At 68.7% G+C, this 22253-nt stretch carries 21 protein-coding genes and 1 pseudogene; 17 read left to right on the top strand and 5 right to left on the bottom strand.

Going from position 1 to position 22253, the window contains the following annotated elements; translation table 11 throughout:
• Window positions 1-96 precede the first annotated feature (96 nt).
• The 3 genes from metK to AB0I66_RS41915 form a co-directional block, all read right to left on the bottom strand.
• Window positions 97-1323, bottom strand: a complete 1227-nt coding sequence (metK, locus tag AB0I66_RS41925; protein WP_363213357.1) for a methionine adenosyltransferase — start codon at window positions 1321-1323, stop codon at window positions 97-99.
• Window positions 1324-1458: 135 nt separating this feature from the next.
• On the bottom strand, window positions 1459-2334 hold the full coding sequence (locus tag AB0I66_RS41920; RefSeq protein WP_363213356.1) for an AfsR/SARP family transcriptional regulator: 876 nt from the start codon (window positions 2332-2334) through the stop codon (window positions 1459-1461).
• Window positions 2335-2776: 442 nt separating this feature from the next.
• Window positions 2777-2986 (bottom strand): acyl-CoA carboxylase subunit epsilon, encoded by a 210-nt coding sequence (locus tag AB0I66_RS41915; RefSeq protein ID WP_363213355.1) that lies wholly within the window; start codon window positions 2984-2986, stop codon window positions 2777-2779.
• Between the two features lie 334 nt (window positions 2987-3320).
• On the opposite strand from AB0I66_RS41915, the gene AB0I66_RS41910 reads away from it, so the two are divergent.
• The 17 genes and pseudogenes from AB0I66_RS41910 to AB0I66_RS41830 all read left to right on the top strand — a co-directional run bounded on the left by AB0I66_RS41910 (window position 3321) and on the right by AB0I66_RS41830 (window position 21189).
• Complete coding sequence (locus AB0I66_RS41910) at window positions 3321-4223, top strand: ScbA/BarX family gamma-butyrolactone biosynthesis protein (protein WP_363213425.1); 903 nt, start codon at window positions 3321-3323, stop codon at window positions 4221-4223.
• A 390-nt stretch (window positions 4224-4613) separates the two neighbouring features.
• Entirely contained in the window at window positions 4614-5450 is an 837-nt protein-coding gene (locus AB0I66_RS41905; RefSeq protein ID WP_363213354.1) for an AfsR/SARP family transcriptional regulator, read from the top strand.
• A gap of 154 nt (window positions 5451-5604) precedes the next feature.
• Window positions 5605-6423, top strand: a pseudogene (locus tag AB0I66_RS41900) (AfsR/SARP family transcriptional regulator); the annotation flags it as partial.
• 359 nt (window positions 6424-6782) lie between these two features.
• Window positions 6783-7937 (top strand): ScyD/ScyE family protein, encoded by a 1155-nt coding sequence (locus tag AB0I66_RS41895; protein WP_363213353.1) that lies wholly within the window; start codon window positions 6783-6785, stop codon window positions 7935-7937.
• A gap of 253 nt (window positions 7938-8190) precedes the next feature.
• Window positions 8191-8325, top strand: coding sequence for a hypothetical protein (locus tag AB0I66_RS41890; protein WP_363213352.1), 135 nt, complete (start codon window positions 8191-8193; stop codon window positions 8323-8325).
• Between the two features lie 121 nt (window positions 8326-8446).
• The gene (locus tag AB0I66_RS41885; RefSeq protein ID WP_363213351.1) at window positions 8447-8737 is read left to right on the top strand and encodes a DUF6059 family protein; all 291 of its coding nucleotides are present in this window, start codon (window positions 8447-8449) and stop codon (window positions 8735-8737) included.
• 324 nt (window positions 8738-9061) lie between these two features.
• On the top strand, window positions 9062-9901 hold the full coding sequence (locus AB0I66_RS41880) for a PhzF family phenazine biosynthesis isomerase (protein ID WP_363213350.1): 840 nt from the start codon (window positions 9062-9064) through the stop codon (window positions 9899-9901).
• Window positions 9894-10598 carry a phenazine biosynthesis FMN-dependent oxidase PhzG gene (gene phzG / locus AB0I66_RS41875; protein ID WP_363213349.1) on the top strand — a complete coding sequence of 235 codons (705 nt, stop codon included), beginning with the start codon at window positions 9894-9896 and terminating at the stop codon, window positions 10596-10598. The genes AB0I66_RS41880 and phzG overlap by 8 nt, the downstream gene beginning before the upstream one ends.
• A 154-nt stretch (window positions 10599-10752) precedes the next feature.
• On the top strand, window positions 10753-11556 hold the full coding sequence (locus tag AB0I66_RS41870) for a 4'-phosphopantetheinyl transferase superfamily protein (RefSeq protein ID WP_363213348.1): 804 nt from the start codon (window positions 10753-10755) through the stop codon (window positions 11554-11556).
• A gap of 10 nt (window positions 11557-11566) precedes the next feature.
• On the top strand, window positions 11567-13132 hold the full coding sequence (locus tag AB0I66_RS41865; protein WP_363213347.1) for an acyl-CoA carboxylase subunit beta: 1566 nt from the start codon (window positions 11567-11569) through the stop codon (window positions 13130-13132).
• Between the two features lie 5 nt (window positions 13133-13137).
• Window positions 13138-14097 carry an alpha/beta hydrolase gene (locus tag AB0I66_RS41860; RefSeq protein ID WP_363213346.1) on the top strand — a complete coding sequence of 320 codons (960 nt, stop codon included), beginning with the start codon at window positions 13138-13140 and terminating at the stop codon, window positions 14095-14097.
• On the top strand, window positions 14097-15164 hold the full coding sequence (locus tag AB0I66_RS41855; protein WP_363213345.1) for a glucose-1-phosphate thymidylyltransferase: 1068 nt from the start codon (window positions 14097-14099) through the stop codon (window positions 15162-15164). The genes AB0I66_RS41860 and AB0I66_RS41855 overlap by 1 nt, the downstream gene beginning before the upstream one ends.
• A gap of 103 nt (window positions 15165-15267) precedes the next feature.
• Window positions 15268-15726: a carboxymuconolactone decarboxylase family protein gene (locus AB0I66_RS41850; RefSeq protein ID WP_363213344.1), complete on the top strand. Its 459-nt coding sequence runs from the start codon at window positions 15268-15270 to the stop codon at window positions 15724-15726.
• Between the two features lie 537 nt (window positions 15727-16263).
• On the top strand, window positions 16264-17499 hold the full coding sequence (locus AB0I66_RS41845) for a class I SAM-dependent methyltransferase (protein ID WP_363213343.1): 1236 nt from the start codon (window positions 16264-16266) through the stop codon (window positions 17497-17499).
• A gap of 189 nt (window positions 17500-17688) precedes the next feature.
• Window positions 17689-18654, top strand: a complete 966-nt coding sequence (locus AB0I66_RS41840; protein ID WP_363213342.1) for an NAD(P)-dependent oxidoreductase — start codon at window positions 17689-17691, stop codon at window positions 18652-18654.
• 21 nt (window positions 18655-18675) lie between these two features.
• A complete protein-coding gene (locus AB0I66_RS41835; RefSeq protein ID WP_363213341.1) occupies window positions 18676-19827 on the top strand; it encodes a nucleotide disphospho-sugar-binding domain-containing protein in 1152 nt (383 codons plus the stop codon).
• 423 nt (window positions 19828-20250) lie between these two features.
• Window positions 20251-21189, top strand: a complete 939-nt coding sequence (locus tag AB0I66_RS41830; RefSeq protein WP_363213340.1) for a ScbA/BarX family gamma-butyrolactone biosynthesis protein — start codon at window positions 20251-20253, stop codon at window positions 21187-21189.
• A gap of 83 nt (window positions 21190-21272) precedes the next feature.
• Here the strand turns inward: AB0I66_RS41830 and AB0I66_RS41825 are convergent, their stop codons facing one another.
• Together AB0I66_RS41825 and AB0I66_RS41820 are read right to left on the bottom strand one after the other, a co-directional pair.
• Entirely contained in the window at window positions 21273-21692 is a 420-nt protein-coding gene (locus AB0I66_RS41825) for a GAF domain-containing protein (protein ID WP_363213339.1), read from the bottom strand.
• 95 nt (window positions 21693-21787) lie between these two features.
• The gene (locus AB0I66_RS41820) at window positions 21788-22189 is read right to left on the bottom strand and encodes a DUF6009 family protein (protein WP_363213338.1); all 402 of its coding nucleotides are present in this window, start codon (window positions 22187-22189) and stop codon (window positions 21788-21790) included.
• Between the last annotated feature and the right edge of the window lie 64 nt (window positions 22190-22253).

The raw sequence follows: 22253 nt of genomic DNA, 5'->3' as shown, positions 1-22253 counted from the left end.
GCCGACGTCGGGGCCGGGAGGGGAAGCGGTGCGCGGCCGGGGGAGACCGCGCACCGCTGGTCGAGACGCCGGGCTGCCCCGGCGGGTGTGCGCCCCTCAGAGCGCTGTGGCCGCCTTGCGCAGGGCGTCGGCGCGGTCGGTGCGCTCCCAGGTGAAGTCCGCCAGCTCACGGCCGAAGTGACCGTAGGCGGCGGTCTGGGCGTAGATGGGGCGCAGCAGGTCGAGGTCGCGGATGATCGCGGCCGGGCGGAGGTCGAAGACCTCCGTGACAGCGGCCGCGATCGTGTCGGTGTCGACCGTGTTCGTGCCGAAGGTCTCCACGAACAGGCCCACAGGTTCGGCCTTGCCGATCGCGTAGGCGACCTGTATCTCGCAGCGCGCCGCGAGACCCGCCGCCACGACGTTCTTCGCGACCCAGCGCATGGCGTACGCCGCCGAGCGGTCGACCTTGGAGGGGTCCTTGCCGGAGAAGGCGCCGCCGCCGTGGCGGGCCATGCCGCCGTACGTGTCGATGATGATCTTGCGGCCGGTCAGACCCGCGTCACCCATCGGGCCGCCGATCTCGAAACGGCCCGTGGGGTTGACCAGGAGGCGGTACCCGTCGGTGTCCAGCTTGATGGCGTCGTCGGCGAGCTGGGCCAGCACGTGCTCGACGACGTGTTCGCGGATGTCCGGGGTGAGCAGCGTGTCCAGGTCGATGCCGCTCGCGTGCTGCGAGGAGATGACGACCGTGTCCAGGCGGACCGGACGGTCGTCCACGTACTCGATGGTGACCTGCGTCTTGCCGTCCGGGCGCAGGTAGGGGACGGTGCCGTCCTTGCGCACCTGCGTCAGCCGCCGCGAGAGGCGGTTGGCCAGCTCGATCGGCAGCGGCATCAGGGTGGGTGTCTCGTCCGTCGCGTAGCCGAACATCAGGCCCTGGTCGCCTGCGCCCTGCTGGTCGAGCTCATCCCCTTCTTCCGCGCGAAAGGCACCCTCGACCCGCTCCTCGTACGCCGTGTCGACACCTTGCGCGATGTCGGGCGACTGCGCGCCGATCGACACCGACACACCGCACGAGGCACCGTCGAAGCCCTTGGCCGAGGAGTCGTAGCCGATGTCCAGGATCACCCGGCGCACCAGCTGGGCGATGTCGGCATACGCGGAGGTCGTCACCTCGCCGGCGATGTGCACCTGACCGGTGGTGATGAGGGTCTCGACCGCGACGCGCGAGCTGGGGTCCTGGCTGAGCAGGGCGTCCAGGATGGTGTCGCTGATCTGGTCGGCGATCTTGTCGGGGTGTCCCTCGGTCACGGATTCCGAGGTGAACAGGGAGCGGGACATGGCACTCCAGAACGGTGGTGGGTGGGACACCAGCAGACCGTGCCGCGCCCCGGCATCCCTGGAGCGCACCTGGAACCCGGGTCGACCGGGAGCGCGAGGACCTTGCCTCCCGGGCTGCGTTGCCCGGCCGGGAAATCAACGCACGGGCGCGAGCCGCTCCTTGGCCGCGTGGACCGCGTGCGCGGCGGCCTTGGGCGAGCCGGAAAGCTCGGCCGCGGGCTCGTCGTTGGCCGCGAGGATGGACTGCTGCAGTCGGCGCAGCCCCGCGGACGGCTCAAGGCCAAGGCCCCGTACGAGCGTGGCGCGCAGTCGTCGGTAGACGTCCAGGGCCTCGCTGCGCCGCCCCGAGCGGTACAGCGCCAGCATGAACTGGGCGTGCAGACTCTCGTGCGTGCGATACCGGTTCACCAGCACGGTCAGCTCGGCCAGCGCCTCGCGGTGGCGTCCCAGGCGCAGTTCGGCCTCGATGCGCTTCTCCAGCGCGCACAGTCGGCTCTCCTCCAGACGCTTGGTCTCCATCTCCAGCTGCGCCCCCGCCTGGACGTCCGCGAAGGCGGTCCCGGACCACAGGGTCAGCGCGTCGCGCAACTGGCGCGCCGCACCGGCGAAGTCGCCCGCGTCCATGGCGCGGTATCCCAGTCCCGCGAGGTGCTCGAAGGTGCGCACGTCGCTGCACCCGTCGCCGCTGGAGAGCAGGTACCCGCCGGGCATCGTCACCAGCACGTCCTTCGCGGCGCGCCGCTCCCCCTCCCCGAGGGCTTGCTGCGCCTCGCTCTTTTCCGCGGCCAGGGTGATGAGTTCGCGCAGCTGAAGGACGTATGTCTGCAGGGTCGTACGGCCGCTGCGCGGCGGGTTGGCGCCCCAGAGCTCCTCCATCAGCGCGGAGACGGGTACCACCCGGTCTGCGTGCAGCGCCAGCAGTGCCAGAACCTGTCTGGGTTTGGGGGCCGTTGGTGTGATGGAGAACCCGTTCTCCCGCACCGAGAACGTACCGAGCACTTCGATGTCCACAGCTTCCCCCCTGAACCTGGACGGTGCCGCACACGCGGCCACCTCTACCGCACCCAGATTCAATTAGATCCACAGCACCCTGTCAATACAAAACCGGATAGCTGGTTTCTAGTGGGGCGCCACCGGCGCGCAGGCGGCCAACCACCCGCCCGCGAGCGCACATCAAGGGGTTATTGCACCATTTGCACACTCTGGTCCCGACCGGTGTCGCTGGCCGCGCGCCGGATTCACCGCCCATACCCGCCTGCGAAGACGTGTTCGCAGAATGTTTCGGCGGCACATCCGTGCCTTGCCGAGCCCCCGGACCACAGGCTGCCCTCTCCCCGCTCCCCTCAGGCTCTCCCGGATTCCTCTCAGACCTCTGCGACCCAACGCCCGTGCACGGAAGCCAAGTTGTTCGGCGAAACCGACCGCCCGAAACCAACCGTCCGGTTCTGAAGCGTCAGCGCCAGCTGTGCGGTGCCTGGTAGGGCATGGTCCGCTCCCGGCGGCTCCACAGTGCGCCGCGCCGTTCTCCGCGACCCTCCGCACGGGGCTCGCACCGACCGGCGGCCAGCGAGAGGAGCGTCACGGTGACGGCGGCCAGTTCCTCTTCCGTGGCGTTCCCGCGCTCGATCCTCAGCAGCGCGTCCTTGCTTTGGGCGTCACCCACGGCGTCCCTCCCTTTCGTTCCGGAACACCGTCGGCCTCGCCGCTCAAAGGCGACTCAAGGATCCCTTGAGCATCGCCGGAAGGCACCGGGAACCACAGCGGCCCGGAGGGCCGAACCCGTGGGGACAAACGCCCTCTGACAGGGCATCACGTACGCCGGCGCGGCTCCATGACGGGGCGTCATAAATCAGCCCTTGAAAATAAAACCGGTGAGTATGTAGTTTACGGGCCACGCGCTTCTAATCGTTTCCTGGGGGGGAAGATTCATGAGCAGTGCGACAGCGGCTCTGACTAAAGGTGCCCGGAGCAACAGTTCTGCCGACGAAAGATCCGATCTGGCCGCGCGGTGCGAACTTCCCAGGCTCACGACCACGGTGCCCAAAGAATACGTGCACCGTGCATCACTTGCCGAGGTGTTTCTCACCAGCTGCGAGAAGACCGGCGAGGACACCTTCGCGCTGACCGGCCAGTGGCCTCGCGCCCACACGTTCTTCAACAGCCCTGACGGCCGGAGCCACGACCATCTGCAGGCCGTCGAGACGGTCCGTCAGGTCGGCATATTCCTCGCGCATTCGGAATTCGGGATTCCCCTGGGCCATCAGTTCGTGATGCGGGACATCTCCGCCACCACCTTTCCCGGGCACCTCGGGATAAGACAGACGCCCAGCGACCTGATGATCGAGGCGGTCTTCACCAAAGAACGGCGCAACACCGTCCTCGGCGTGGACATCACCATTCGGCGTGACGGCCACGTCGTGGCCACGGGAGACGGGCATTTCACCTGTGTGTCGCCCGCCGCCTATCGCCGACTGCGCGGCGCCGCACTCGCGACGTCGATCGACTACCGCCCCACCGGCCAGGACCCGTCCGGCTACGGCCGCACCCGCCCCATCGACGTGGTGCTCGCCCCGGCCGACCGCGCCGGCGTCTGGCGGCTCAACCCGGACCCCGACCACCCGGTGATGTTCGACCACGGCGGCGATCACATGCCCGGCATGGTCCTGCTCGAAGCCTCGCGCCAGGCCTCCTGCGCCCTGCTCGAACCGGGCACCTCCGTGCTCCCCACCTCGACGGTCAACACCTTCCAGCAGTACGCCGAGTTCGGCGAGCCCTGCTGGATCGAGGCCGTCGAACTGCCCGGACAGCGACCGGGAATGTTCGGCGCCCAGGTGACCGGCCACCAGGGCGGCCGGCAGGTGTTCAGGACCCACCTCTCCGGCATCCGTATCCCCTCCTGACCCGCCTCCCGCCTCCCGCGCCCGGTGTGCGACCACGTCCCCACGTGGTCGCACACCGGGCGCGGCTTTTTGCCGACAAGCCGGGCACTGACCGGCCTGCGACCGCGCAACGACCCGGCAATATTAGACCACTTGGTCCGTTAACAAGCGCCTTTCACTGACCCACCTTCGCCAACCTCACTCCAAGAAGCGGAACTTGACGTTCATGTTCCGCCGAAGTTCGGCATCATAAAGGATATTCAGCATAAAATTGCGTTGCCGACAGATGGGAAGCGCGTTAAATACAGGTCATGCGGTTTAGTATTGACAGACTGCTCGTGCGGTTTTTAGGCTACGGCCAGCACCTGATGCAGCCTCAGAGTCAGTTGCGCACGGGACAGGGGAGATCGCGTGAACATAGAAGTACTGGGCATTTTGGACATCCGTGAGAACGGTGTCTCCATCACGCCCACCGCACCGAAGCCCAGACAACTGCTCGCCCTGCTCGCGCTCCATGCCGATCAGCCGGTCTCCGTCGCGACCCTGACCGAGGAGCTATGGGGCAGCAATCCGCCGCGCAGTGCGCGAACCACTCTGCAGACCTACGTACTTCAGCTGCGTGAGCTGATCGAGACGGCCCTTGAGCGAGGACAGACCAGGGGCGAAGTGCGGCGCACGGCCAAATCCGTCCTGGCCACCGTGCCGGGCGGCTACCTGCTCGACAGCGGTGGAGGCAGCAGCGACGTAAGGGAGTTCGAGCAGCTGGCGTCTGCGGGCTACCGCGCCGCCGACGCCGGGGACCACCAGGGCGCGGCACGGCAGCTGAGAAAGGCCCTGGATCTGTGGACCGGTCCGCCCTTCGCCGATGTGCACACCGGCGAGCAGCTCCAGACGGAGATCATGCGCCTGGAGGAGATCCGGCTCTGCGCCGTGGATCAGTGCATCGGTGCCGAGCTCCGGCTCGGCCGGCACCGCGATCTCCTCGCCGAACTCACTGTTCTCGTCAGCCGCCATCCGGCGCACGAGAGTCTGCACGCCCAGTTCATGCTGGCCCTGCACCGCTCCGGGCGGCGCGTCGAGGCGCTCGAGGTGTATCAGCACCTGCGCGCCACGCTGGTCCGGGAACTCGGACTCGAACCGTCCGCCGAACTGCAGCGGATTCAGCGCCAGATCCTCAAGTCGGGGCCGGAAGCCGCGCTCAGCCGGCCCGTGGTCCCCCGCTCCGAGGACCTCGCTCGCTGCGGCTGACAGGATTCGCGGTCAGCATTTTCGCTCCGTGCCCTCTTTAGGTCCACTCGATATGCGCTCAAACAAGCGGGGATTCAGGTCGTTCCCCGGCTAGCGTGCCGCTCGCCGATGGCTTGTGTGCCCGGAGATTGCCTGTCGAATGGCGGAGGAAGCAATGGAGATCAAAGTTCTGGGGCCTCTGCATGCCGCCGTGAACGGCGTGTCGATGGTCCCGACTGCCGGAAAGCCCCGACAAGTTCTTGCCCTGCTCGCGCTGCATCCGGGCCGCGTCGTGTCCGTCGGAACGCTGATGGAGGAAATCTGGGGAACCCAACCACCGCGGAGCGCGATGACGACGCTGCAGACGTACATGCTGCAGTTGCGCAGATGCCTGGGCACCGCCCTCGGGCCCGACGCGGCAGGGGCGGCGAAGGAGATCCTGGCCACTCGGCACGGCGGCTATCTGCTGCGGACGCCACCGGAGTCCGTGGACGTGCAGACGTTCGAGCACCTGGTCGCGGAAGGCCAGCAGGCCTTCGACGCGGGCGAGGATGAGCGGGCGGCCCGCTGCTTCCGGCAGGCGCTCGCCTTGTGGCAGGGACCTGCCCTGGTGGACGTACGCCGCGGCCCGGTCCTCTCGATCGAGGTGCTGCGCCTGGAGCAGGCCCGCCTTGTCACCGTCGAGCGGCGGGTCGACGTGGACCTGCGGTTGGGACGGCACGCCGAACTGACCGCGGAATTGGGTGAGTTGACCGCCCGCCACCCCCAGCACGAAGGCCTGCACGCGCAGGCGATGGTCGCGTTGTACCGGTCGGGACGGCAGGCGTCGGCCCTGGACGTCTACCGCAAGATGCGCGAGCGGCTGATCGAGGATCTGGGTGTGGAGCCTTCACCGCAACTCCAGCGACTGCACCAGGCGATCCTCGCGGTCGACCCCAATCTCGACGTGGTCGCGGGGCCGCGGCGTGGCTCGACCTTCGACCGGTACGCCGCCTGGACCCCGCCGGGAGTGCACTGGGCACAGGAAGCTCCCGCCTGCGGCGGCCCGTTGTCCCCCGCGCCGGGTCGCGCCGGTGGCCACGAGGGCGCTCGGGCGGGCCAGCGATCGAGGGCCGGTCGAGAAGCGCTGAAATTCTAGTGGAGATGGTTCCACCGGGCAGTCGGGAAAAGTCCGCCGCCGTACCTGGGCGTATGGCATATCGCCGGAGGAATTTCGATGCCGCGCACCAGATTCTGAACAACTGAGCGCAGGCAGAGGCTATTCAGCCGGAGGACGGACCCGGTTTTTGCCGTCTATGGTGGCGCCGGTCGAAATCGCCCTCATACGTGGGGCATGTCAATTCGAGGAGAAGCATGTCAAGAGCATTCAAGCCTTGGTCCGGTGCCTTCGTGACAGCGGCGATCGCGGTCAGCCTTGCGGCGACCTCGATACCGAGCTCGGCCGCGCCCACCCCCGCCTCCCACAAGAAGCGGACCGGGGTGGCGTCCACCCCCGTCGTCCTGGCGACGGGTCTGCACAGCCCCCGGGATGTCACCGTTTCCCACGACGGCTCGGTCCTGGTCGCGGAGTCCGGCACCGGCTCGGGCAAGGCGTGCCCGGGCAAGCCGAACATGCCCGTGCGGTGCTTCGGGCTGACCGCTTCCATCTACAAGGTGAAGGGCAAGAAGAAGGGCCGCGTCGTCACCGGCCTGCCTTCCCAGGAGCTCGTCCCGCCGGGCGGCACGAGCGGCTCCATGTACGGGCCGAACCAGGTCGAGGCGCTGCGGAACGGCTCCTACCGTGCGGTCTACGGTCTGATCGGTCTGCCCTCCACCCGCCCCGAGCTGGGCGCCGGCAGCGAGCCGCTCGCCACGCTCAGCATCGTCAACGGCAAGGTCCTGGGCGACCTGGCCGCTCACGAGGCGGCCCACGACCCCGACGCGCCGCTGGGCAACACGCAGCCGGACGCCTCCAACCCGCAGCGCTACGTCCGGGACGGCAAGGACTTCCTGGTGACCGACGCCGCGGGCAACACGGTCATCCGGGTGCACCCCGACGGCACCACCGAGACCGAGCTGGTCATCCCGAACAACGTCCTGCCGGCGGCCCCCGGAAGCGACACGAAGGCGACCGAGGTCGAGGGCGTGCCCACCGGCATCGTGCGCGGCCGTGACGGCGCGTTCTACATTTCCGACCTGAGCGGCGCCCGCAACGACCTCGGCCGCGTCTGGCGTTACGTGCCGGGCGAGAAGCCGACCGTCTTCGCCAAGGGTCTGTCGAACGCCATCGACCTCGCCGTGGCCCCGAACGGGGACCTGATCACCCTGTCGTACGCCACGGGCGCGCCGGGCGTTCCCTCCGGTGCCCTGACGCGGATCGACAGGCGCACCGGCGCCCTCACCCCGATCAAGAGCGACACCCCGCTGAACATGCCCACCGGACTTGCCGTCTCACCCAAGGGCGACATCTACGTCACCAACAACACCCTGACGAACAACGGCGAGCTCCTGAAGTTCTCGGCCCGCTGACCCCGGCGGCCAAGGGCCCCCGCGTTTCGCCTGTGACCCTCCGGTCGTGCCGGTTCACGCCCGCCCCTTCTCAGGTGGGCGTGAACCGGCACAGGCAGGTCCGAACGCTGCCGGGACGGCGTCGGCGGTCGACGCCCCGCCCCCAGCGCGCTTCGAGCGTCCCTGTTGTGCGGCCGCGCATGCTGGTTGTGAACCAGATCACTCCATCGGCGGCCGGGACACCGCCGTTGAGCCGAGCGAGCAGGAGGAACAGGTGTACGACACAGCCGAGGACGACCGAATCGACCCCCGAGAAGCGACCGAGCCCTCCCTGTACCGCGTGCTGCGGCTCGCCGGAGTCGACGACGACGACATCGCGGAGCCCAACGTCGTGCGCGGCATCGACTGACGGCCGAAGCCGTTGACCGCTGCGGCCGCGCGTCCGAGCGCGCCGAGTGTTCGAGCGGGACGCGAGCGGCACTTGGCAGCCTGTGCCCCGGCATGCGACACGAAGACGCGAAGGGGCGAGCATGAAACAGTCCGAGGAGCGCACGCGGGCGTGGCCCGCCCGCTTTTGGCGCATGGTCTGGCGTTCCCTGGTGTGTGTGGGCGCCATCTACACCGGGCCGGTCGTGTACCACTACGCAGTGGCCAGAAACACGTCGGGCCCCTACGCCCATGACCCCTTCGCCGGGTACGCGCCGGGCGGACTTCATTTGGTGGCGGCGCAGCCCCGCGGTCTTCCGCCCGGTCATCCCGAGCGCATGCGGCCGGACATCCCGCTGTCCGAGACGGAACTGCGGATGGCTCGCGAGCTGTGACCGGCCCACGGGCCGCCACTCGAATGCGCTCGCCGGACTCTTCAGCAGAGCGGAATACTTGACACATCGAGGCCCTGGTTGCGGGCGACGGCTTCAAGGCCGTCCGCGACCAGGGCCTCGACGCATGAGCGGCGGCCCACGCCGTGGCTCACGCCCGATCGTCCGTGCGGCGGGGTTCCAGCCGGAATCTGTGCTCTCTCAAGGCGGGTCACCCATCGTGAAATGTGGCCTGGCCGACGTGCCGGTCCCCATCAGACACGGCCGGCCGATCGTTCCCGTGAACGCCCCGGCCACGGCACAGCCCTGTGACGAGTGAGGAAGCGTATGCACAAGTACGTTGTCGTCGACGCGTTCTCCAAGCAACCCCTGAGCGGCAATCCGGTGGCCGTCTTCTTCGGAAGCGATGACCTGAGCGCCCATCAGATGCAGCGCATCGCCCGGGAGATGAACCTCTCGGAGACCACGTTCGTGCTGCGACCGCGTGCGGCCGGCAGCGACGCCCATGTGCGGATCTTCACCCCCGTCAACGAACTTCCCTTCGCGGGCCACCCGATGCTCGGCACCGCCGTGGCCCTGGGCGGCCTCACCGAGGCGGACCAGTTGCGCCTCGAGACCGCCATGGGTGTCATTCCCTTCACACTCGAACGGTCCGACGAAGGGGTCATCCGTGCCACGATGCGGCAGCCGGTGCCGCGCTGGCAGCCCTTCGACCGCAGCGACGAACTCCTCCAGGCGCTGGACACCGGCTCGTCGACGCTTCCCGTCGACATCTATGTGAACGGTCCGCGGCACGTCCTCGTCGGATTCGAGAGCGTGGAGGCCCTCTCGAAGGTGGAACCCGACCACCGTGCCTTGTCCCGCTTCCCCGACATGGCCGTCAACTGCATCGCAGGCAGCGGCAGTTCATGGCGCAACCGCATGTTCTCGCCTGCCTACGGAGTGGTGGAGGACGCTGCCACGGGGTCGGCCGCAGGTCCCATCGCCATCCATCTCGCGCGGCACGGCCTGAGCCCCTACGGGCAGGACGTCAGCATCCTGCAGGGTGTCGAGATGGGCCGTCCCTCGCTCATGGAGGCACGGGTCCACGGGCAGGGCGACCGGGTCGACTCCGTCGAGGTCTCGGGGCACGGAGTCGTCGCCGCCGAGGGGGTGCTCCATGTCTGACTCCGAGACGGCCTCCTCGACCAGAACCCCGGACGCCGCGAACGGGCGCCGTGCGCCGACGCGTTCCGAGTCGCTGACCGCCAGCGAGGAGATGCCTTTCCCCGAGTACCGCCTGCCGCCGGCCGACCCGATGGCGTTGCTCGTCACGTGGCTCGAACGCAGTGTCGCCCTGGGCGTCAGGGAACCTCGCGCCCTGGCCCTGGCCACGGCCGACGCCCGGGGCCGTACGTCGTCCCGCGTCGTCGTGCTCGGCTCGGCGACGCGGGACGGGATCGACTTCATCACCCATGCCGACAGCCGGAAGGGACGGGAACTGGCCGAGAACCCCTGGGCCTCGGGCGTCCTGTACTGGAGGGAGACCAGCCAGCAGATCACGCTGGCCGGTCCCGTGCACCGGTTGCCCGACGCGCACGCAGAGAGCCTGTGGCACGCGCGGCCGGTGTTCACCCACGCCATGAGCACGGCCTCGCGGCAGAGCAGGCCCCTGGACAGCCTGGACGATGTGGATGCACTGCGCTCCAGGGCAAAGGAGTTGGGCACTTCGCGTGAAGCGCTGCCCTGCCCCGGGACGTTCGCCGCCTACCGGCTCGTCCCCGCCGGCGTCGAGTTCTGGGCGAACGGCACCGACCGGCTGCACGAGCGGCTGCGCTACGAGCGCACTGCCGGCGGCTGGAAGGCCAGCAGACTCCAGCCGTGAAACCTCACCCGTCCGTCCGACCGGGACGTACAGCACGATCTTGCGGCGGTCCGCGCGGCCGCCGCCGAGCCACCACCACCCCCAGGAACCGGAGACCACCATGGCGATGTGGCCGATCATGCCATCAGGGCCGTGGCCGCCGCCGGGGTCAGCCATGGCACCGGATCAGCTCGACCTGTGGCTCATCCGCACCCCCAGCAGCGGCGCACAGCCCGCCCTGGACCTGTCCGAGCTCGATGACACCGAGCGGACACGGACCGACAGCTTTCGTCGGCAGGCCGACGGACTGCTGTACGCCGCCGCGCACGCCGCGCTGCGCCGCCTGCTCAGCCGGTACACCGGTCTGGCGCCGCGCAGCGTGCGGTTCACACGCGAGCCGTGCCCCGCCTGCGGCGGAGCGCACGGCCGCCCCGCGCTGGCCGACCCGCCGGTACCGCTGCACTTCTCGCTGTCCCACAGCTTCGGGGTGGCGTTGCTGGGCTTCGCCCCCGTGCCGCTCGGCGTGGACGTGGAGAGGATGCCGAGGGAGGAAACCGTCGAGGCCTGCGAGCCCGCCCTGCACGTGCGCGAACGCGCCGAGCTCGCGGCGGTGTCGCCGGCCGATCGCCGGGCCGTGTTCGGCTGGCTGTGGACGCGCAAGGAGGCCTACCTCAAAGGGCTGGGCGTCGGCCTCGGCCGCGGGCCCGCACAGGACTACCTGGGAGCCCGCGGATCGGAGCATCCGGCGGGCTGGACGGTGCACGGCATCCCCTGTTTCGCGGACCATGTCGCCGCGGTGGCGGTCCCCCACGCCGGCCCCGCCGAGGCGGGCGTGCGCTGTGTTCCGGCGCACTGGCTGGGCTCCTCCGACGCCTGGCGCACCGAGGACGCCCCGGCGGGCCTGCGCGTCCCCCTGGCGGTGGCGGGCCGTGCCACCACCCCGCCGGCTCTGTGGTCAATCCCGATGCTCTCCGACTGAGGAGGACCCCATGCCCAACGCAACCAGCAGCCTGCACCATCGAGTCGAGGAGTTGACGGACCGCAAACGCGCCGCGCAGGACGGCCCCGACGCCGCTGCCACCGAGCGTCAGCACGGCAAGGGCAAGCTGACCGCCCACGAACGCATCGACCTGCTGCTCGACAAGGGTTCGTTCAACGAGGTGGAGCAGCTGCGCAGGCACCGGGCCACGGGGTTCGGCCTGGAGGACAGGAGACCGGACGGGGACGGGGTCGTCACCGGCTGGGGGACCGTGGGCGGCCGGACCGTGTTCGTGTACGCCCATGACTTCCGGGTCTTTGGCGGGGCGCTCGGCGAGGCACACGCCGAGAAGATCCACAAGGTCATGGATCTGGCCGAGGCGGCTGGGGCGCCGCTGGTGTCGCTGAACGACGGCGCGGGAGCCCGTATCCAGGAGGGGGTGTCCGCTCTCGCCGGCTACGGCGGCATCTTCAGGCGCAACACGCGTGCGTCCGGGGTCATCCCCCAGATCTCCGTCATGCTGGGCCCCTGCGCCGGAGGCGCCGCCTACTCCCCGGCACTGACCGACTTCGTGTTCATGGTGCGCGACACCGCGCAGATGTTCATCACCGGGCCGGACGTGGTCAGGGCCGTGACGGGCGAAGAGATCACGCAGAACGCGCTGGGCGGCGCGGATGTGCACGCCGCGAACTCCGGCGTGGCCCACTTCGCCTATGACGACGAGGAGCACTGCCTGGAAGAAGTGCGCTTCCTGCTGTCCCTGCTGCCCGCGAACAACCGGGAGCTCGCGCCCGTCGTACCCACCGACGATCCCGTGGACCGGCCCAACGACCGGCTGCTGGAGCTGATACCGACCGAGCAGGGCCAGGCGTACGACGTCCGTGACGTCATCGGGGAGATCGTCGACGACGGCGAGTACTTCGAGGTCCACCCGGCCTGGGCGACCAACATCGTCTGTGCGCTGACCCGGCTCGACGGCCAGGTGGTGGGCATCGTGGCCAACCAGCCCGCCAGCCTCGCGGGCGTCCTGGACATCGAGGCGTCCGAGAAGGGCGCCCGGTTCGTGCAGTTCTGCGATGCCTTCAACATTCCGCTGGTCACCTTGGTCGATGTGCCCGGCTTCCTTCCCGGGGTGGACCAGGAGCACAACGGAATCATCCGGCGCGGGGCGAAGCTGCTGTTCGCCTACTGCAACGCCACCGTTCCGCGGATCTCACTGATCCTGCGCAAGGCCTACGGCGGTGCCTACATCGTCATGGATTCCCGGTCCATCGGCGCGGACCTGGCGCTGGCCTGGCCGACCAACGAGATCGCGGTGATGGGTGCCGAGGGCGCGGCCAACGTCGTGTTCCGGCGCGAGATCAACGCGGCCGACGACCCCGAGGCCGTCCGTGCCAAACGCATCAAGGAATACAAAGAGGAACTGATGCATCCGTACTACGCGGCGGAGCGCGGGCTCGTGGACGACGTCATCGATCCGCGGTCGACGCGAGCGGTGCTGATCCGGTCGCTCGGCATGCTCCGTGCCAAACACACCGATCTGCCCTCGCGCAAACACGGCAACGCGCCGCAGTGACGCCCATGAGCCACTCCTCGATGACCGTTGCCGCGCGTGAGGTCCCCCAGACCACCGCCGTCGTTCTCGACGCCGACGGCGTCCAGCTGTCCGGCCTGCTCGCCCGGCCCGCGGGAGGCGTCACGAACGCCGTGGTGGTCGCCGTGCACGGCGGCGGGATGCGCGCCGGCTACTTCGACAGCCAAGCGCGCGCCGGTCTGTCCCTGTTGGCGATCGGGGCGCAGCTCGGCTACACCGTCCTGGCCGTCGACCGCCCCGGCTACGGTCTTTCCGCCGACCGTTTCCCGCACGGGATCCCACTGGCCGAACAGGCTGGGGTCCTGCACAACTGCCTTGCCGCCTATGCCCGTTCGCATGACATCGGCGCCGGGTTCTTCGTCGTCGGGCACTCCAACGGCGGCAAGCTCGCCCTGGCCGTCGCAGCCCATGACCGCGCACCCGGGCTCATCGGGGTGGACGTCTCAGGGATCGGCACCCGGATGGCGGTGAGAGGCGACGAACTGCCCGGGCCGGGCGGACACGGCGACTGGCGGCGGCACTGGGGTTCTCTGCGCCTGTATCCGCCGGACGCCTTCCGTTTCGGCCGCGAACTGATCGCGCCCGTTCCCGCAACGGAGGCCGAAGAGGCGCTCGACTGGCCGCGGTTGTATCCGCGGCTCGCCGCCCGGATCAAGGTCCCGATCCGGTTCACCTTCGCCGAACAGGAGCGGTGGTGGCTGCACGACGACGCCGCCGTCGCCGAGCTGCTGCGGCCGCTGACAGCCCCGAAGGCGACGGTCGACCGCCTGCCCGACGCCGGTCACAACATCAGCCTCGGCTGGGCCGCGCGCACCTACCACCTCAAGGTCCTGGCCTTCCTCGAAGAGTGTCTGCTCGCCCATGACGCGGCGCCGGTCCTCTCCGACCGGCGGCACGCGACCGTCACGAAATGTCCTGAACCGTATGCGCGAAAGGAGCACGTGTGATGAAGGCACTGGTGTTGTCGGGTGGGTCGGGGACGAGGCTGCGCCCCTTCAGCCATTCCATGCCCAAGCAACTGATCCCGATTGCCAACAGGCCCGTTCTGGAGCATGTCCTGAACGGAGTGCGCGAGCTGGGGGTGACCGAAGTCGGCATCATCGTCGGCGACCGTTCCGCGCAGATCGCCGCGGCGGTCGGTGACGGGTCCCGGCTGGGACTCGACATCACCTACATCCATCAGGACGAGCCACTGGGCCTGGCGCACTGCGTGGTCCTGGCCCAGGAGTTCCTGGGGGACGACGACTTCGTCATGTACCTGGGCGACAACATGCTTCCGGACGGGGTCACGGACATCGCGCGGGAGTTCACCCAGAAGCGTCCCGCGGCCCAGGTCGTCGTGCACAAGGTCGCGGACCCCCGTTCCTTCGGCGTCGCCGAGCTCGACCATGAAGGACGCATCGAACGGCTCGTGGAGAAGCCGCAGAACCCCAAGAGCGATCTCGCCCTCATCGGCGTCTACTTCTTCACGCCGGCGATCCACGAAGCGGTCGCCGCGATCAGCCCGAGCCCGCGCGGCGAACTGGAGATCACCGACGCCGTGCAGTGGCTGGTGACCGAGGGCGCGCAGGTCACCGCAAGCGAGTACGGCGGCTACTGGAAGGACACCGGCCGCGTCGAGGACGTCCTGGAGTGCAACAGCAAGCTGCTGGAGGGACTGCTGCCGTCGGTGCAGGGCGAGGTCGACGACGCCAGTGTCCTGATCGGCCCGGTCGTCGTGGAGAAGGGCGCCCGCGTGGTCGGATCGCGCATCGTGGGGCCCGTCATCGTCGGCGCCGGCACCACGATCGAGTACAGCCACATAGGCCCGAACACCTCCATCGGCGACAACTGCGTGCTGCGGCACACACACATCGACTCATCCATCGCCCTGGAGGGCGCCAGGGTCACGGACGTACGAGGCCTGCACAGTTCGCTCATCGGCCGGATGGCCAGCGTCGGTCCCGCGGACGGGCACACACCGCATCACCGGCTGGTCGTCGGGGACCACACACGGATCGAGGTCGCCGCGTGAGAGATGAGTTCGGAGCACGTTGTTACCTTCTTTGAAGCTGCTCCGTCATATGGGTAACGGGCACGAGAGGCCCACAACATAAAGCCGATGAAGGAGAGCACTCATGGAAAACCGACTCAAGAACAAGGACACGAACAACGCCGATGTGTGGACCGCGGTCCAGCACCTGCACAAGGCGATTGCGGCCGGTGGCGTCGACCCGAAGCTTCTTACGCTGGTCCACCTGCGCGTGAGCCAGATCAACGGCTGCGCGCCGTGCATCTACGCCAGCATCGCCGGTGGAAAGAAGGCCGGTGAGACCGACGACCGTCTGCACAATGTGGTGGCTTGGCGCGAGGCGCCTTTCTACACCGACGCGGAGCGCGCGGCACTGGCACTTGCCGAGGGTGCAACCCGGCTGCAGGATGGCGCGGAAGGCGTCAGCGACGCGGTCTGGGAAGAGATCAACGTCCACTTCACCGAGGAGCAGATCGGCGCGATCAACCTCGAGATCGCCACGACCAACTTCTTCAACCGGCTCAACCGCATCATCAAGGAGCCGGCGGGCAAGACCTGGGGCTGAGCCAGGCATGGCACTCCACCCCTGACCGGGCAGTGGCGAATGGGCCGGCCGAGAGATCCTCGCGATCTCTCGGCCGGCCCATTTGTCTTTCCTTTTGCTCGCGTTCGGGCCCGCATGGAAAACGTGATTTCGTGCTCCCTCCCGGCCACATCTCATGAACTGCGCTCAGGCGGGGCTGCACATCCGGTCAAGATTCCCTACAGCACGAGACCACCGGGGCATGCGAGAGGCGGTGACATGGCAGCTTAGGTGCTCAACGACGTCCTTTCCGCGGTTGAACACTTGGGCCGATTGACGTTCGTCTGACATGCTTTTGCGGTGTTCTGAAAGCCAACACCTCACCCCCGTCGCACAGCAGTTTCGCCTTTGTCACCGCCCAGCGTTCGCTGATGAAGCGACACCGGCGCCGGCCGGATTCATTGGCTCGCACTACGAATGCACATGCTCGCCGCCGAGTCCCATGTGGACCGTTCCATTGACGACGCAGGCGATTTCATACACACCAACGAAGTTTCATCCTGTCGGTTGGAGAACCAGATGGCGATCGCTGAGTGCCGCGCGTGCGGTAACCGTTCCCTGCTTCCCGTACTCGACCTCGGTTCGCAGGCGTTGACCGGAATCTTCCCCCGTGAGCGGGACGAAGAGGTCCCGGTGGCGCCGCTGGAGCTCATCAGGTGCTCGCCGGAGGGCTGTGGCCTGGTGCAGCTGCGGCACACGGCCGACCCGTCCGTGATGTACGGCGACAGCTACGGCTACCGTTCCGGCATCCGGCCGTTCATGATCAACCACCTGCGGGACAAGGTCGACGCCGTGCGACGGACCGTCGACCTGGAGGCCGACGACCTGGTCCTGGACATCGGGAGCAACGACTCGACGTTGCTGCGCCACTACCCGGCCGACGGCCCGAAGCTCGTCGGCATCGACCCGACCGGGGAGAAGTGGCGCCAGTACTACCCCGAGCACATCGACCTGATCCCCGATTTCTTCTCGCGGGAGGCGTTCGGCGCCCGTTACGGCGAGCGCAAGGCGAAGGTCGTCACGTCGATCGCCATGTTCTACGACCTCCCCGACCCGGTGAAGTTCATGCGGGACGTGCGTGACGTCCTGGCCGACGACGGCGTGTGGATGCTGGAGTTGAGCTACCTGCCGTCGATGCTGGCGGCCACGGCCTACGACGTCATCTGCCACGAGCACCTCGAGTACTACGCGCTGCGCCCCATCGAGTGGATGGCCGAGCAGGTGGGCCTGAAGGTCATCCGCGCCGAGGTCACCGACGTCTACGGCGGCAGTCTGTGCCTGACCCTCGCGAAGTCCGGGACCAAGCACGAGGTCGACGACGTGGCGGTCGAACGGCTGCGCAAGCAGGAGGACGCGCTCGGTCTGGACACCGCGGCGCCGTTCGACGCGTTCGCCGCGCGGGTGCGCGAGCACCGCTCGGAGCTGCGCGGGTTCCTGGCCGACTCCCGGGCGGCGGGCAAGCTGACGCTGGGCTACGGTGCGTCGACCAAGGGCAACGTCGTCCTGCAGTACTGCGACATCGACGAGCGTGACCTGCCCTGCATCGGCGAGGTCAGCTCGGAGAAGTCGGGCCGCTACACGCCGGGCACCCGCATCCCCATCGTCTCCGAGCAGGAGGCGCTGTCCCAGAAGCCCGACCAACTGCTGGTGCTGCCGTGGGTCTACCGCGACGGTTACGTGGAGCGGGAGCAGGACTTCCTCGCCCGCGGCGGCAAGCTGGTGTTCCCGCTTCCGGCGCCGCTGTCCCTCGTGTGACCAGGCCGGCGCCGGGCGGGCACGCCCGGCGCGGCCGCCTCTTCTCCGGCACCGGCCACCGGTCCCCCAGCCCACGGTGCTCAGGCACTGCCTGGGCGCGGCGCCACGAACACCGAGAGGATCGGCTGCGCCTGTCATGAGACTCATCTTCGTTGTCGCGCCCTTGGCGGCCGCCGGCAGGTGGCGCACGTGAGGCGCGTAGTGGTTCTCGGCGGCAGCGGCGCCCTCGGCAGCCGGGTGTGCCAGGAGTTCGCCGCGGCGGGCTGCAGTGTGCTCAGCGTGTCCCGGTCCGGCGCACGCGCGCCGTGGTGGCCGAGCAGCATCGACTCAACGGCTCTGGACCTGACCGCCGTTGACACCGGCGGGCTGCGCCGGACGCTTGCCGGGGCGGATGTCGTCGTCAACGCGTCCACCGTCGTGTGGCGGACCACCGAGGAAGCCATGCGGGCCCTGCACGTGGAGTTCGTCGACCGGCTGGTCGAGGTGCTCGCCGGCCCGCGGCCTCGGCTCGTCCAGCTGGGCAGCAGTTACGAGTACGGGCCGGGCGCGGTGGGTGTGAGCACCACCGAGGACGACCCACTTGCCCCCACCTCCTTCTACGGCGTGACCAAGCGGCACAGCACAGAGACCGTACGGCGTGCCGCACTCGAGCACGGGGTGGACGGCGTGGTGCTCCGGGTGGCGAACGTGGCGGGCCCCGGCGCGGGCGGCAACAGTCTGCCCGGCAAGGTGGCCCGGCAGCTCGCGGCGGGTGAGAGGCAACTGCGGCTCTCCCCGCTGACCTGCTGGCGCGACTACGTGGACGTGCGGGACGTGGTCGACGCGGTCGTGGCCGCGGCGACCGTGCCCGCAGCGGACGTCAGCGGCCAGGTGTTCAACATCGCCGGTGGCACCGCGACCGCGGTCCTCGACCTCGTGCACCGGCTCATCGCGCTGTCCGGGGTGCCCGCCCGGATCGTCGAGCTGGCCGGCCGCTCGGTCCTTGAACCGATGCCATGGCAGCAGCTGGACATCTCCCGCGCCCGTCACCTGCTCGGCTGGCAGCCGACCCGGAACCTGGACGACTCGCTCACGGACATGCTCGCCGCCGAGCGAGCACCCGCGAGGTCGGCCAGGTCGCACAGCAAGCAAAGACGACGTCCGTCGACCAGTTGAGAGAGTCCGGAGGAAACACCGATGCGCGTGATGATGATGAGTACCCCGGTGCCCACGCATTTCGCCCCGCTCGTGCCGCTGGCCTGGGCCCTGCGCGCCGGGGGGGCCGAGGTGCTGGTCACCGCGCAACCCGATGTCATGCCCATGATCCGCTCGGCGGGGCTCGTCGGCGCCCCGGTCGGCGAGATGCTCGACGGGGACAAGCACCTGATCGCCTTCCTGCCCGAAGGCAAGCGCCCGCTGGAGAGCTTCACCCGGTTCGCGCCGGAGGAGATGGGCTTCTACGGTCGCGTGTGGATGGACCAGGCCCGGAGCAACGTCCATGAGTACCTTCAGCTGGCCCGCGAGTTCCGACCGGATCTGATCATCGCGGACCAGGTGGAGTACTCCTCGCTGCTCATCGGGGGCGTGCTGGGCATTCCCGTGGTGCACCACCGCTGGGGCGTCGACCCCATCTCCGACCTGGCGCTGCGCGAGGCCCGCGTCGAACTCGCCGATGTGGCCGAGGAGTTGGGCCTCGACGAACTGCCGATGCCGACCCAGACGCTCGATCCCTGCCCGCCGTCGCTGCAGCTGGACTCGACGAGCGTGGGGGCGCCGATCAGGCACGTGCCGTTCAACGGGTTCGGCGAACCGCCGGCGTGGCGCAAGAAGCCGCGGGCGCGCCGGGTCGTGGTGACGTTGGGCACCCGCACGATGCAGCTCAACGGCGTGCCGCACGTGCGCCGGGTGCTCCAGGCGACCGCGAGCGTGCCGGACGTCGAGGTCATCGCCACCGTGGGCCCCGATTACTGGGACGCGCTCGGCCCGATGCCGTCCGCGGTTCGGCTCGTGCCGCCCACTCCGCTGCACCTGTTCATCGACAGCTGCGACGCGATGGTGCACCACAGCGGGTCGAGCACCATGCTCACCGCGGCCACGGTCGGCCTGCCCCAGCTGACGCTTCCCCAATGGTCGGATCAATTCGCATTGGGTGAGCAACTCGAGGCGGTCGGTGCGGGCATCACTCTCGACACCGTGGCCGATCAGGACAATCACGAGCTGGTACGGGATTCCGTGGAACTGCTGCTCGACAAGCCCGGATACCGTGCCGCGGCAGAGGAACTCGGCCGCGAAATCGCCGCCATGCCGACACCGGCCGCAGTGGCCCTGGACATGTTCCGGAAATACTGAATCGCAAAGAAGGCCCACGAGCCGCCCCGCATTCCATAGATTCCGATCTTCACCGAGACGGACCGCGGGGCGGCTCTTCGGTGTCCACAGAGGCCCCATAACCGCACGCCCGGTCTCGCAAGGGCAGCCGTCCGTCCGGAACAGACCAAGATCAACGCATTCCGACGTCACTCAATGGAGCAGCAAAGCCCCTCCAGCTACCGTGCGTCACGGAATGCACGCCTCAACTCAGGCCCTGGCAGAACCCCTTGAAAATCAAACCGGTTAGTATGTATCTTTGCCACCTTCTCATCGCCTCCCGGGGGGAACAGGTTCATGAGCGGTGCGGTAGCGCCCCAGGCAAAAGATCACCGGGTCATCAGCGAAACCCTTCGAAGATCCAGTCGGACCGAACCGAGCGAACTTCCCCGGCTCACCACCACCGTGCCCAAGGAATACGTGCACCGGGCTTCACTTGCCGAGGTATTCCTCACCAGTTGCGAGAAGACGAGCGAATGCACTTTCACGCTCACCGGACAGTGGCCACGCGCCCACACCTTCTTCAGCAGCCCCGACGGCCGGAGCCACGATCACCTGCAGGCCGTCGAGACGGTCCGTCAGATCGGCCTGTACCTCGCCCACGCCGAGTTCGGCGTCCCCCTCGGCAATCAGTTCGTGATGCGGGACATATCCGCCACCACCTACCCCGAGCACATGGGGATCGGGCACACGCCGAGCGATCTCATGATCGAAGCCCGCTGGACCTCACAGCGGCGCGACCTGGTGTCCGGCGTACACGTCACCATCCGGCGCGGCGAACACCTGGTGGCAAGAGGCGAAGGGCATTTCACCTGCGTCTCCCCCGCTGCCTACCGCCGTCTGCGCAATGCCGCCGCCGGTTCCGCGATCGACTACCGCCCCACCGGTCAGGACCCGGCCGACTTCGGCCGTACGCTCCCGAGCGACCTGGTCCTCGCCGCCAGTGACCGGCCTGGCCTCTGGCTGCTGAACCCCGACCCCGCCCATCCGGTGATGTTCGACCACGCCGGCGATCACGTCCCGGGCATGGTCCTGCTCGAAGCCGCACGCCAGGGCGCATGTGCCCTGCTCGGACCGGGCCTCACCGTCATCCCCACGGCGACGGTCAACCTCTTTGAACGGTACGTCGAGTTCACCAGCCCCTGCTGGATCGAAGCCACCGAACTGCCGGCACGGCAACCAGGTGTGCTCCACGCCCTGGTGACGGGCCATCAGAATGGTCACCAGACCTTCAGCACCCAACTCTCGGGCCCCATCGTCACCAGCCGCGGCACGCCTTTCGCCGGGCGTGAGATCGCATCGGCGGATCTGCCGTCACCCCCCACCGGCGCCGCAGCGAACTGAGTGGCCGCGCGCAACCGCACAGCACCGGCATGCGTAAGCCTCCCTCCAGCGGCGCTGGAGGGAGGCTTACGCATGCCGGTTCACTACGCCGACCACAGTGCTTCTGCCTCGCGCGTCAGCAGGGCGAGCTCCAGGTCGTCCATGGCGCGCTCCCCCTGGTAGGCGATCCCGACGACACCCCGGATCTCACCGGCCGCGTCGTGGACGGGAATCGCCACGGCGGCCTGGGCGTCCACGGCCTTGGCTCCCGGCCGTACGTCACCACTCGTGTCGGTCTTCAGGTTGCAGGTGGACACCGCCACACCACGTTCGAAGGCCAGACCCGCCATGCCCTTGCCCTTCGGCACGACACGTACGACCGCGGCGACCGGCGGGGGGATGTTCACGGCGGCGGCCAGAAGCATGTCGTCGCCCTCACGCGCATGAACCGTGCCCGCCACCCCGCCATGGGCCGCGATCCACCGCCGCAATCGGGCGTCGGTCCCCTCTGAAGCTTCGCTCATGATCGGGAGTCTGGCACGGCGACGGTCGAGAGCCGCTCGAGAACCGGTCGAGCGTCCGGCGCCCGTACACGGGGCTCGCTCGCATGTCCCCGGCCCTACAACGGCAGCGTGATCCCGAGCTCCCGCATCGCGGAGGACGGCGGCCCGCCCTCCGAACGCTCCGTCTTGTAGCCCTTGGCGCCGGGGGCGAGGGTGCGGGGGTCGACGGCCTCAGCCGGGGCCCCGGTCGCGTACAGGCCGCTCGGGTCGGTGTCGCGATCGTGCGGCAGAAGCCAGAAGACCCGACGGCGGAACGTGCCCGACGAGCGCGACGCCTTGGCGCCGGGGCCGAGCACCGCGTACCCGACCATGCGGCCGTCGCGGTGGTAGGCCGGTTTACCCTTGCGGGTCGGCAGCCGGTCGAGGTTCTGACGGACGTAGTCCAGCGCGGTGGAGTCTTCGAGCCAGACGATATCCGTCTCCTCACGGATCTCATCCAGGTCGATGAGCGCACTCATGCTGTCCTACCCTCTCGTGCCATGTCCGCCGCCATCTGCCGGGGTCCATGGGCCAGATACCCAT

Origin of the sequence: Streptomyces sp. NPDC050439, from assembly GCF_040655335.1 — a bacterium.
In the GTDB taxonomy this organism is placed as follows: domain Bacteria; phylum Actinomycetota; class Actinomycetes; order Streptomycetales; family Streptomycetaceae; genus Streptomyces.
The sequence above is the reverse complement of the archived record's forward strand: the minus strand, read 5'-3'. Positions and strand labels throughout refer to the sequence as shown.